This window comes from Streptomyces sp. WMMB303 (assembly GCF_029351045.1).
In the GTDB taxonomy this organism is placed as follows: Bacteria; Actinomycetota; Actinomycetes; order Streptomycetales; family Streptomycetaceae; genus Streptomyces.
Genome location: NZ_JARKIN010000001.1, coordinates 2,894,342 through 2,905,912, shown reverse-complemented (window position 1 = coordinate 2,905,912; position 11,571 = coordinate 2,894,342). Strand labels below are relative to the sequence as shown.

8 protein-coding genes are annotated in these 11,571 nt (G+C 73.0%); 4 read left to right on the top strand and 4 right to left on the bottom strand.

What is annotated here, in order from left to right:
* Positions 1–48: 48 nt before the first annotated feature.
* Positions 49–1,182, top strand: a complete 1,134-nt coding sequence (locus P2424_RS12925) for an ADP-ribosylglycohydrolase family protein (RefSeq protein WP_276475906.1) — start codon at positions 49–51, stop codon at positions 1,180–1,182.
* Between the two features lie 154 nt (positions 1,183–1,336).
* Here P2424_RS12925 and P2424_RS12920 read toward each other — a convergent pair whose 3' ends face one another.
* Complete coding sequence (locus tag P2424_RS12920; protein WP_276475905.1) at positions 1,337–2,245, bottom strand: PhzF family phenazine biosynthesis isomerase; 909 nt, start codon at positions 2,243–2,245, stop codon at positions 1,337–1,339.
* A 92-nt stretch (positions 2,246–2,337) separates the two neighbouring features.
* On the opposite strand from P2424_RS12920, the gene P2424_RS12915 reads away from it, so the two are divergent.
* Complete coding sequence (locus P2424_RS12915; RefSeq protein ID WP_276475904.1) at positions 2,338–3,276, top strand: LysR family transcriptional regulator; 939 nt, start codon at positions 2,338–2,340, stop codon at positions 3,274–3,276.
* A 442-nt stretch (positions 3,277–3,718) separates the two neighbouring features.
* On the opposite strand, the gene P2424_RS12910 is transcribed toward P2424_RS12915, so the two are convergent.
* From P2424_RS12910 to P2424_RS12900, 3 genes are all read right to left on the bottom strand, one after another.
* Positions 3,719–3,934 (bottom strand): DUF397 domain-containing protein, encoded by a 216-nt coding sequence (locus P2424_RS12910; RefSeq protein ID WP_276475903.1) that lies wholly within the window; start codon positions 3,932–3,934, stop codon positions 3,719–3,721.
* Between the two features lie 277 nt (positions 3,935–4,211).
* Positions 4,212–5,072: a helix-turn-helix transcriptional regulator gene (locus tag P2424_RS12905; protein ID WP_276475902.1), complete on the bottom strand. Its 861-nt coding sequence runs from the start codon at positions 5,070–5,072 to the stop codon at positions 4,212–4,214.
* 358 nt (positions 5,073–5,430) lie between these two features.
* Positions 5,431–6,213 (bottom strand): GPP34 family phosphoprotein, encoded by a 783-nt coding sequence (locus P2424_RS12900; protein ID WP_276475901.1) that lies wholly within the window; start codon positions 6,211–6,213, stop codon positions 5,431–5,433.
* Between the two features lie 402 nt (positions 6,214–6,615).
* Between P2424_RS12900 and P2424_RS12895 the strand changes: the two genes are divergently transcribed.
* Together P2424_RS12895 and P2424_RS12890 are read left to right on the top strand one after the other, a co-directional pair.
* The gene (locus tag P2424_RS12895) at positions 6,616–9,204 is read left to right on the top strand and encodes a serine hydrolase (RefSeq protein ID WP_346660079.1); all 2,589 of its coding nucleotides are present in this window, start codon (positions 6,616–6,618) and stop codon (positions 9,202–9,204) included.
* A gap of 269 nt (positions 9,205–9,473) precedes the next feature.
* The gene (locus P2424_RS12890) at positions 9,474–11,561 is read left to right on the top strand and encodes an MFS transporter (protein WP_276475899.1); all 2,088 of its coding nucleotides are present in this window, start codon (positions 9,474–9,476) and stop codon (positions 11,559–11,561) included.
* Positions 11,562–11,571: the final 10 nt, after the last annotated feature.

The following is an 11,571-nucleotide window of genomic DNA, read 5'->3' as shown; positions in this document are numbered from 1 at the left end:
TTGACTAGAGTGCGGGGGCCACGCGAACGGAGGAGGGGGCGGCGGATCGTGACAGGCGCGGGCGGCGGGGACGGTGGCGTGACGGCCATATGGGGCCGGTCCGAGCAGCAGGACTTCCGCAGCCGGGTGCGCGGCTGCCTGCTGGGCGGGGCGCTGGGCGACGCGCTCGGCGCCGGGGTCGAGTTCGACTCGCTGGCCGCCATCCGCGACAAGTGCGGCCAGGAGGGCGTCACCGACTATGTGCCCGCGTACGGGCGCAGAGGAGCGGTCACCGACGACACCCAGATGACGCTGTTCACCGTCGACGGCCTCATCCGCGCCCATGTGCGCCGGGACACCGGAGCGTGGCATCCGCCGACCGATGTGCACGCCGCCTACCGCCGCTGGGCCGCCACCCAGCGCGACTGGGGCCCGGACGAACGCCGCGCGGACGACGGCTGGCTCGCCCGCGAGGAGTGGCTCTACGCCCGCCGGGCACCGGGCAACGCCTGCCTCAGCGGGCTGGCGGACACCCGCATGGGCACCCTGGAGCAGCCGAAGAACCCGGAATCCAAGGGCTGCGGCACGGTCATGCGCTCGGCGCCGTTCGGGCTGCTGGTCGGCTGGGAGCCGGGACTGGTCTTCCAACTCGCGGTGGAGTGCGCCGCGCAGACGCACGGGCACCCCACCGGCTGCCTGGCCGCCGGGGCCTTCGCCGCGATTGTCCACGCCCTCGCCCGGGGCGAGGACCTGGACACCGCCGTCCAGCGCGCTCTGGTGCAGCTGGCGGCCCGTCCCGGGCACCAGGAGACGACCGACGCGCTCAAGCGCGCACTGGGCGCCGTCCGCCAGGGCATGCCCTCGCCGGAACGGGTGGCGGCGCTGGGGGAGGGCTGGACGGCTGAGGAGGCGCTGTCCATCGGGGTCTACTGCGCGCTGGTGGCCGAGAATGTCCGGCACGGTCTGCTGCTGGCCGTCAATCACGGCGGGGACAGCGACTCCACCGGTTCCGTCTGCGGGAACCTGCTGGGCGCGATGCATGGAGAAACGTCACTTCCGCCGGGCTGGGTGGCCGAGATCGAGGGCCGCGCGACGATCCTGGAGCTGGCCGACGACTTCGCCATGGAGATGACGCAGGGTCCCGCGCTGCACGAGCCCGGCACCGCGTCCCCGGGGTGGCTGGCCCGCTACCCGCGCGCGTAGCCCTTCGGCCGGATCAGCGGGGCGCGCCCGCCATCCGGCGACCGCCTCGCGGGGCCCCGGCCGCCCCGCGAGCCCCCCCGGGTCCTGTGGCGGCCGGCCGCCGGGCGCGCCGGCCGCCCGGAGCACCGCCGCGTGCTGCGCGGTCCGGCCGGAGTCACCCGTCGATCGGCACGGCATGGCCGCTGACCCGCACCTGAGCGTCGTCCGGTGCGACGCGGACGGTCAGATCGCTCGGCCGCCCCATGTCCTCGCCCTGCCGCACGGCGACCTCACCCGAGGCGGGCAGCAGCCCGAGGGTGCGCAGATAGCCGCCGAAAGCGGCCGCCGCGGCGCCGGTCGCCGGGTCCTCGACGACCCCGCCGACGGGGAACGGGTCCCGGGCGTGGAAGCGCTCGTCGCTCTCGCGCCAGACCAGGTGCACCGTCGTCCAGCCGTGCTGCCGCATGACGCCGGTGAGCGCGTCGAAGTCGTAGTCCAGATCGGCCAGCCGGGCCCGGGAGGCGGCGGCGAGCACCAGGTGTTCGTTGCCGCCGAAGGCCACGTGCGGGGGCAGCGCCGGATCCAGGTCGGCCCGGTCCCAGCCCAGCGCCGCGAGCGTCGCGTCCACCTCGGCGTCCTCCGCGGGACGCGACCTGGTGGGGACGCTGGTGAGGGCCGCCCGCACGGCACCGCGGTCGTCGGTCGCGGTCGCCACCCGGATCTCGCCCGCTGGGGTCTCGAAGACCAGCTCACCGGGGCCGAGCAGCCCGGCGAGGGCCACCGAGACGGCGACGGTGGCGTGCCCGCAGAACGCGACCTCGGCGAGCGGGCTGAAGTAGCGGAGTATGAAGCGGCGTCGCTCGTCGTCGCGGGCCGTGATGAACGCCGTCTCGGAATACCCCACCTCGGCGGCGATCGCCAGCATCTGCCGCGCATCGAGGTGCGCGGCGTCGAGGACGACACCGGCCGGGTTCCCGCCGTCGGGAGTGGAGGTGAACGCCGAGTAGCGGAGGACATCCGTACCGGCTGTGGCTGCGGAGGTTGTCGAGACTGCTGAGGGCGCGGAAGCCGTTGAGGAAGTCATGTCTGAACTGTTGCACCCGCGCGGCATTATTACCAACGATAGTTATGCATGAGAGCGATCGTATATCTCGATGGCATTGCTAGGGTCCGAGGATGGACACCCGGCTGCTGGAAACCTTCGCCGCGCTCGCCAGAACCGAGAGCTTCACCGGTGCCGCCGCCGAACTGCGGCTCGCCCAGTCCACGGTCACGGTGCAGATCAGATCCCTGGAGAAGACGCTGGGCACCCGGCTCTTCGACCGGGTCGCCCGGGGAGCACTTCTCAACGACGCCGGACGGCGGCTGCTCGTCCTCGCCGAGGAGGTCCTGGAGGCCGAGTCGCGGCTGCTGACGGCCGCCACCGAGGACGGCCCGGTCAGCGGCACCGTGGTGGTCGGTGCGGGCGAGACGCTGTGCTCGGCCCACCTGCCCGCAGTGATCGTCGCGCTGCGCCGCCGCCACCCGCGGGTGGAAGTGCACCTGGAGCCGCACGGCACCGCGGACGCCGTGGCGGCGCTGCGCGCGGGCAGACTGGACTGCGCCCTGCTGCTGGAGGACGTGGTCGACCAGCCCGGCGTCACCGCCGAACGCGTCGCCGAACAGCCCCTGGTCCTGCTCTGCGCACCGGAGCATCCGCTGGCCGGCCGCGAGCGGACGGCGACCTGGCAGGAGTTGGCACGGGAGAGCTTCTTCCTCCACGAGCAGGGCTGCTCCTACAGCGACCAACTGGCCGCGCGTCTTGAGGCGGTCGCCGGTACCCCACCGCGGCTGACACGGTTCGGCAGCATCGAAGCCGCACGCTCCTGCGTGGCCGCCGGGCTCGGGCTCACCGTCCTGCCGCGTGCCAACGTCGCCGCGGCGCTGCGCGACGGCCGTCTCGCCGAGGTGCCCGGCCCCTCACTCCCGCACATCTCCGTCCACCTCGCACGTGCCCGGCGCCGTCGGCTCTCCCGCGCGGCGCACGCCGTCGCCGCCCAGATCGTGCGGCACTTCCAGGGCGAGGACGCGGACCCCGTCGTCGGCACCGAAGCGCCCGGCCGGATCACCGGATGAGTGCGCCGCGTTCCCCGGTGGACACGGGCCGGTGCTCCAGCGGGCCCGTGCCGAGGCGAGGCAGCCCTCCGGCTCGGCACGGCCATCCGTACCGGGGCCGGTGTCGAAGACACAGCCGGTCGCGGTGTTCGACACCCGGCCGACCCGGCTCCGGTTGCTCCCGGAGGATCCGCGGGACGCTGGGAGGCATGATGCGCGGATCCGGACGAAGCCGCCGCGGGCGCGGGGGAGGCGGAACGGTCGGTCGCGCCCTTCGCCCCGACGATCCCGGGGACGGACACCCGAGGGGACCGGCTGCGCCGATCCGGCGCCGGGTCGGCAGTGCCGAGCCCCCTCGGCCGGGACGGCGGGCCAGTCGAGAGGGCTCCGGTGCCGCGGGTGCGGCACGGTCCGGCACGGGGCGGACCTGCGGCGGGCGCTGTACGGACTGCTGCTGCCGGTCTCAGGCCCGGCCGGTCGCGGGGCCCCCGGAGTTCACGCGGGCCACGAACGCGTCCCACGCCTCCGGCAGGAAGCTGAGCGCGGGCCCCTGCGGCTCCTTGGAATCCCGTACCGCCACCGTGCGCACGGACGGCGACTTCACCTCCACGCAGGCCCCGTTGCCCGTGGAGTAGCTGGACTTGGTCCAGGCATGGGTGGTTCCTTGCTGAATCGGCATGTCTGCTCCGGTTCTTCCGGGATGTTCCTGACGTGCGAACGACATTACGCGGCGATTCGGGCGCGCGACGTTGTCGTTCACTCAACCGGATGGCATATTCCAAGCTGCTCTTCACATCGCGGTGCGGTGCGGTGTAGCCTCCCCGCTTTTTCCTGCACTTCCGCCCGGCACATGCCGGACAGCCCGGCAGCTCCAGCCGCCGGGCCGTCCGTTCCGCGAAACCGTGCTCCCCGTTCCTCCCCGCGTTCCTCCCGTGTGCGGGGCTCGCGCTCGACGCTCAGCCCCGCGCGTATTCCTTGGCCACGTCCTCGATGAACTCGCGCGTCTGGTCCGGGTTCAGCGCCTGCGCCCGCAGGTGCTCGTACATGACGCTGTAGTTCTGCACGTCGTTCGCCTTCTCCAGGTAGAGGTCACTGGTGACGCCCTCCAAGTAGATGACGGTCGAGTCCGACGCCTCCGGGAACTCCAGGATGGCGTACTGCCCGTTCACCCCCGGATGCGCGCCCATCGAGAAGGGCATGACCTGAAGCGTCACATGGGGCTGCTGCGACATCTCATTGAGGTACTCGAGCTGTTCGGCCATCGTGTGCCTGCCGCCCACCTCGCGGCGCAGCACCGACTCGTCCAGCACCGCCCACAGCCGCAGCGGGGTGCGGTCCTCCCGGATGCGGTCCTGACGGCGCATCCGGACCTGCACCCGGCGCTCGATGTCCGCGGCACCGGCCTCCGGCAGGGCACCGGCGACCACCGCTTCCGCGTACGGGCGCGTCTGCAGCAGACCCGGCACGACCTGCGGCTCGTAGACGCGCAGCGAGGCGGCGTCCGTCTCCAGACCGATGTAGACGCTGTAGGGGATGTCCCCGAACGCGTGCCACCAGCCCTGCTGGCGCGACTCCTTCGCCATCTGCATCAGCGAGTCGACTATCCGCCGGTCCTCGACCTCGTAGACGCCGCACAGATCGCGCACGTCCCGCTGGCTGATGCTGCGGCGGCCGTTCTCCAGCCTGCTGATCTTCGACTGGGAGACCAGCAGCCGGTCCGCGACCTCCTCCGCCGTCATGCCCCGCTGCTCGCGCAGACGGCGCAGTTCCTGACCGAGTCGGCGACGCCGGACTGTGGGGTTGACGTTCGACGCCACGGGACCGCACCTCCGTGTAAGTACGACTACTCCAGCAGATTGCCACCAACATGGGCGCTCGCGCTGGAAAATGACAACAGAGAGTGCGGATTCGAGTACAGCAGTGGGCGCAGGCGGGGACGAAAACGCCGGCGCGGCGACGCGGATCCGGCCGTCGCTGTGGGACGGCCGGACCGCGAGCCCGCGCATGCGTCCTGGTACCCGCACCGCTCCGAGGGCGCCCCGACGGTCGGCGCGGTTGCTGGTGGTGCTGTGCTGCGTGCTCGTACTGCTGCGCGTGCCCCGGAGGGTGCCGTGCCCCCGGCTGGTTCCGTGCCTCCCGCCCGTACGGGACGGCCCGGACAGCGGGGGCGACGGGTCAGCGTGCTCCCGCTCGGACCATGCCGCCCGCCATGTGCCGGGACTGCTCCGGCAGATGCCGGGCCGGACCCGCCGCGGCGGACGCCGTCGCCCGCGCGGCCGGGCGCGCCGACGAGGGACCGCTCGCCGCGCTCGCCTGAGCGCGCCGCGGCTGTGCCCCGACACCGTTCTGGACGTCCATCACGGCGTGCGCGACGAGGCCGCCCATCGGGTCGTGCCTGATCAGGTCCCGCAGCCGGGATCGGCAGGACCGTCCTTCGTTGCCGGGGTAGAGGTGCTTGCCGAGTCCGACCGCGTGGGCCAGCGCGGCGAGCGCCGCTGTCCGTGGGTCCGGTGGGACCCCGGTGCGGATCGCGGTGTCGAGCCGGGCCCTGATCTCCCGGCTGATGGCCGTCTCCGTCGCCTGGTAGCGCGTCGTCGGCAGTACTCCGCACATCTGGCCGGAAACGGCGTGCACCATGCCACACCGTTCCAGATGTGTGAGATAGGTTTGGCGCAGCCCCAACCGGGGCCCGCCGATCCAGTGGACCGCGCGCACCGGGCTGCCGCGTCTGCGCAGCAGTTCCAGCGCCGAGTCCAGCGTCGGATCTCCGGTCGGCCGTGGCAGCACCACGGCGATACGATCCCCATCAGGGGCTATCCGTCCGGCCAGAGCCAGCTCTACTAGCTGTGCTCCGGCCAGGCCGAGGTCGAGCGACTGCGGCTGCGCCGTGGTACCCGTGGCCGGGTCCAGGGCGAGCAGCAGCAACTCCTCGGGAATTGTTCTGCGGCTCCTGCCCATCCATGCCTCCCCGCGTGGATGAATGACAGGGTGACCCCTCTCACAATGGTCTGTCGAGAGTGCGCGGACCTTATGGGAGGGAACCAGTAGGTATGTCGTTCTCGTCTGCTGCAGAGGGAGGCCCCGACGGCCGCCCTCCGGGGGAGAGCCGTCACGCCGGTGACGCCCTCGGTGCATAGGACACTGTTAACTGGTATGGCGAGCGGCGAGCAGCAGCATCAGGAGGCATCGGTGGCGGGCGAATCCCCCGACAGGTCGGAGCGGGAGAGGTCGTCGGGGGAGACGACAGGGAGCGGCGGGTCGGTTGCGCGACCCGACGAGACGGCTGAAAAGAAACCGTCGCCGGGCTCCGCAGGGCAGAACGGTGCGGGTACCACGACGACCCAGGACGCCACACCCTCGGTGATTCCCTCCCCAGCGCCCCCCGCCGGGGAACCGGACAGCACGACAGGAGCGGACGAGCCGAGCGGGGCGGACGAGCCCGCAGAGTCGGACGGGAGCGCCGACGGAGCGGACCGCGGCGCGGACGACGGCGAGGTTTCCCCGCAGGACGACGGCTCGGCGCAGGGCGATGCCAAGGACGAGCGGCTGAAGTCCGCCGTGGCCGCCTGGGTGTCGGGCGACAGCGCTCCGGAACGGTCGTCGGACAGCGCCTCGGACGGAGCAGACGACGCCCCGGGCGGTACCTCGGGCGACGGTGACCGCGGCGCCGCCGGGCGGGCCGGGGAGGCCGGCGACGGCGCTCCCGCCACCGATCTGCCCTACCGGCCGAAGCCGGAGGGCGGGTCCGCCGTGGCCGCGGGAACGGACGCGGACAACGGCGCCGACGCCGCCCCCGCGGCCCCGCAGGGTGACGCGCCGACCGCCATGTTCGGCGTCCTCCGGCGCGGGGGCGAGGCTGCGGACAAGAGGGACGACGCCACTGCCGCCGACCGCGCCGAGAGGCTGACATCGGCGTTCTTCGGGGCCTCCAAGGGGGCCGAGGACGCAGCGGACGCCGGAGAAGCCGCGGACACCGGAGCGGGCGACAGGTCCGGCACGACCGACGGGGCCTCCGAGAACGGCGGCCGTGCGAAGTCCGTCGATCAGCCGACCGCGATCTTCCGCGCACCGGGAACGAAGCCGGGCGAGGGCTCCGGCGGCGCCGACGGCGAGGCCGCCGAGCCCGGGAAGCAGGGGAAGCCGGGCCGAGCGGAGCAGCCCCGAGGAAAGGGTTCGGCTGCACCCGCGGGCGCTCCCGACCCTCGCGCATGGAGCGGCGAGAGCGACAAGGCCGACGAAGCCGGCCGGGACAGCCAGGACGGCAAGGACCGCCGGGCCGACACAGCCGGCAAGGACGGCAAGGACGGCAAGGACGGCGGGAAGGCCCGGCGGGAGGGTTCCGCCGCGGGCGGGACCGGCGCCGCGGAGTCCGACGCCGAGCGGACCAGCCAGTTCGTCCCGCTCCGGTCCACGGACGAGCCCCGTACCGCCACCGCGTCGGCCCCGCCGGAGGCGGGAGCCGGCGCGCCCGCGCCGGGCAGCCCGGTGTCGCCTCCGGCGCCTCCCGCCTCCACCACGGCGAACCCGTGGGCGGCGGCCCCGGCCGCGCCGCCCGCTGCGGGCACGTCCGGCACGCAGGCACCGGCGTCGAGCCCCGCGGAGAGCGAGCCGGAGCGCACCCGGCAGCAGCCGATGCCGGGCAGCCCGGAGGCGGCGGGGAGCGGCGGCGGTCAGCCGCAGCCGCTGGACCTGCTGGCGCAGCTCACCAACAGCCCGCCGCCGCCCGAGACGCCGATCCGCACCTTCACCCGCCGGGTGAAGATCTGGACACCGCTGGTGCTGCTCCTGGCGGTGATCTTCGTCGTGGTGCAGGCGGTGCGTCCGCTGCCGGATCCGGAGCTGTCGATGACGGCTTCCGAGACGTTCACGTTCAAGGGCTCCGAGCCCGAGATGCCCTGGCCCTCGGAGGGGCAGGCGGTGATCGACGTGGACGGTCTCGGCTCGTTCGGCAGCCACGGCGAGCAGAAGCCGGTGCCGATCGCGAGCGTCGCGAAGGTGATGACCGCCTACGTCATACTTCGCGACCATCCGGTCAAGAAGGGGTCGAAGGGCGAGATGATCCCTGTCGACCAGAAGGCCGAGGACGAGGCGGGGCTGAGCGCGCAGAACGAGTCGACCGTCAAGGTCCGGGCCGGCACGAAGATCACGCAGCGCGAGGCGCTGGACGCCATCATGATCGCCTCCGCGAACAACGTGGCGCGGCTGCTGGCCCGCTGGGACGCGGGGTCGGAGAAGGCGTTCGTGAAGAAGATGAACGCTGCCGCCGAGGACCTGGGCATGACCAACTCCCACTACACCGACCCCAGCGGACTGACCGCCTCGACGGTGAGCACCGCCGCCGACCAGGTCAAGCTGGGCAAGAAGGTGATGGAGAGCCCGCTGTTCCGAGAGGTGGTGCGGCAGCCCTCCTACCAGGACACCAACGGCAAGAACCAGTCCAACTGGAACAGGCTGGTTCCGGTGGACGGTGTCGTGGGCATCAAGACGGGCACGACCACCAAGGCGGGCGGCAATCTGCTGTTCGCGGCGGAGAAGGAGATCGGAGGCACCAGGCAATTGATCATCGGCGCGGTGCTGGGCCAGTACAAGCCCTCGATCCTGGACACCGTGCTCGCCGCCAGCAAGAAGCTGATCGACGCCGGGCAGGACGCGCTCACCGCGCGGAAGGTGGTCGAGAAGGGCCAGGTCGTCGGCTATGTGGACGACCAGTTGGGGAACCGGACCCCCGTGGTGGCCACCAAGGACGTGACCGCCGTGGGCTGGCCGGGCCTCAAGGTGAAGCTCGCACTGACCGACAGCGGGAAGACGATCCCGCACGCGGCCGAGCCGGGCGCCAAGGTCGGCAGCCTCACCGCCGGGGACGGTCCGGGCCAGGTCAAGGTGCCCGTCGCGCTGCAGGAGGACCTGACGGAGCCCGGGTTCGGGGACAAGCTGGCCCGCGTCGGCTGAACCATTCCGTGCCGCACTGCGTCCCCCGTTCCGGTCGGCATGTCCGGCTCACGGCTTCGCCCGTGCCCCCACGCGACCGCGGCGTACGCGCCGCAGCGCGCGGGGGCAGGGGCGAGCGCGGGGGTGTCGTCCGGTAACGTCGTGCGGATCTGAGCCGCACATCCGTACGGGGAGGACTGGGAGAGAGCGCAGTGGCCACTGTGCACCCACCGCGGACGCCGGAGTCGGAGCCTGACCCCGGCGCCGGTGAGATAGCCGGGAGTCCGGGCGTGGACGACGCCACGGGCACCGTTCGCACGCCCGTTCCCGGGCAGCGCCCGGAGCGGAAGCGGTCGGTGCCGGAGGGCGAGACGGAAGGGGACGCCGCGGACACGGACCGGTCCGCAACCGCCCCGGACACCTCCGGCGACGAGACGGACAAATCCTCCGGGACCGGCATGGGCGAGACCTCCGGGTCCGAGGCGGGGGCCGACGGCACGGAACCCGGGACCGGGACCGGGTCGGGCGCGTGGGCCGGGGGCGAATCCTCCCGGACCGGCGCCGGCGTGGAGGCTCCCCGGAGCGGCACGGATGCCGCGGGGTCGAGCAGTGGCCGGAAGCGCCGCCGCGAAGCCGTCACCCGGCCGCTCCCCGTCGTCGGCATCACGCTGGCCGTCGCGGTGGTCCTCCATCTGCTCTGGCTGTGGTTCCTCGCCAGCGGCGGCGGCGACCTGGCCGCGCAGGACGCCTGGGCCGAGTTCGCGGGCGAGCATCCGGGCTCCGCCTACAACCTCGCCTGGTACGGCGGGCTGCACCCCTTCTCCTACAGCGTCATCTCGCCGTATCTGATGGCCGTCATCGGGGTCCGCACCACGCTGATGGTCTCCGGCGTGCTGTCGGCGGGCCTGCTCTCGCTGCTGCTCGCCCGCACGGTGCCCCGGCCGCTGGTGCCCTCGCTGTGGGGCGCCTTCGCCTTCGCGTGCAACGCCGCCTCGGGACGGGTCACCTTCGCGCTCGGTGTGCTGTTCGGGCTCGGGGCCGTGGCGGTTGTGTGGACCTGGCCGGCACGCTGGCGCGGCGGGCGTGCGAGCCGGCTCGCACGGTACACGCGGGCGGCACTCGCGGTGCTGCTGGCCGCCCTGGCGACGGCGGCCAGCCCGGTCGCCGGACTGTTCCTGGAGGTGGTGGCGGCCTCGCTGCTGCTGGCCCGCCGGCCCGCCGCGATGTTCGCGGTCGCCCTCCCGCCCCCGGCGGTCGTGGCCTGCTCGGCGCTGCTCTTCCCGTTCACCGGTGTGCAGCCGATGCCGTTCGTGTCGCTGATCTTCCCCGTCCTGGGCGCCGTCGCCGTCGTCCTGCTGGTCCCCAGAACGTGGACGGCGGTGCGGGTCGGGGGCGCCATCTACACCCTGGGCATCGTGCTGACCTGGGCGATCCCCTCGCAGGTCGGCTCCAATGTGGAACGGTTGGGACTGCTGTTCGGCGGCGTGGCGCTGCTGGCGGCCGTGCCGATCGTGGTGGGGCGCGGATGGCAGCCGTGGAAGTCCCGCCGCGGGCTGGCCATGGCGCTGGCGCTGCTGGTGACGTTCGGCTGGCAGATCGGCAAGCCCACCTGGGACGTGCTGCACACCACGCCGGACACCGACTGGTCCCGCGAGCTGAAACCGTTGCTCACCCAGCTCAGGAAGGCGGACGCGGACCGGGCACGGGTCGAGGTCGTGCCGGTCAACAGCCATCGGGAGGCGTCGGCCCTCGCGCCGTACGTCAACCTGGCCCGCGGCTGGAACCGGCAGGCGGACCTGGAGCGCAACCCGCTCTTCTACGAGGAGGACCTCAGCCCCGAGCGCTACCACGCCTGGCTGCGCCGCTGGGCCGTGCACTACGTCGTCCTCCCCGCCGACCCGCCCGACATCGCCGGGGGTGTCGCCGAGGCCAAGCTGGTGGGGGAGGGCCAGCCGTACCTGAAGGAGATCTGGTCCGACGACAGTTGGCGGCTCTTCCGGGTCAAGGATCCGGTGCCGCTGGTCGACGCCTCCGCGTCGGTGGAGCGTGCCGACGCGGAGAGCGTGACCGTGCGCGTGCGGGAGAGCGGGCGCGTGCTCGTGCGGGTTCCCTACTCCCCGTGGCTCGGACTCGTCGACGCGGACGGCGACCGGGTGGCGCCGCCCTCCCACGACGGCGAGAACCTCAACGGCTGTCTGCGCAAGGCCGAGCCCACGTTCGGCGGCCCGCCCCCGGAGGGGAGGGACAAGCCCGTCCTGGACACCTGGACGGTGCTGGACGCGCCGCGCCCGGGGGTCTACCGGATCGCGGCCCCCTACAAGCTGCCGCGCGGTACACCGTGCCCCGGGAACGAGGACGGCGGTGACTCCGACGACTGAGCTGTACTGA

Bases quoted from the DNA above. Each gene is read 5' to 3' on its own strand.
- P2424_RS12920 (WP_276475905.1), bottom strand. From the start codon at position 2,245: ATGACTTCCTCAACGGCTTCCGCGCCCTCAGCAGTCTCGACAACCTCC.
- P2424_RS12915 (WP_276475904.1), top strand. From the start codon at position 2,338: ATGGACACCCGGCTGCTGGAAACCTTCGCCGCGCTCGCCAGAACCGAG.
- P2424_RS12910 (WP_276475903.1), bottom strand. From the start codon at position 3,934: ATGCCGATTCAGCAAGGAACCACCCATGCCTGGACCAAGTCCAGCTAC.
- P2424_RS12900 (WP_276475901.1), bottom strand. From the start codon at position 6,213: ATGGGCAGGAGCCGCAGAACAATTCCCGAGGAGTTGCTGCTGCTCGCC.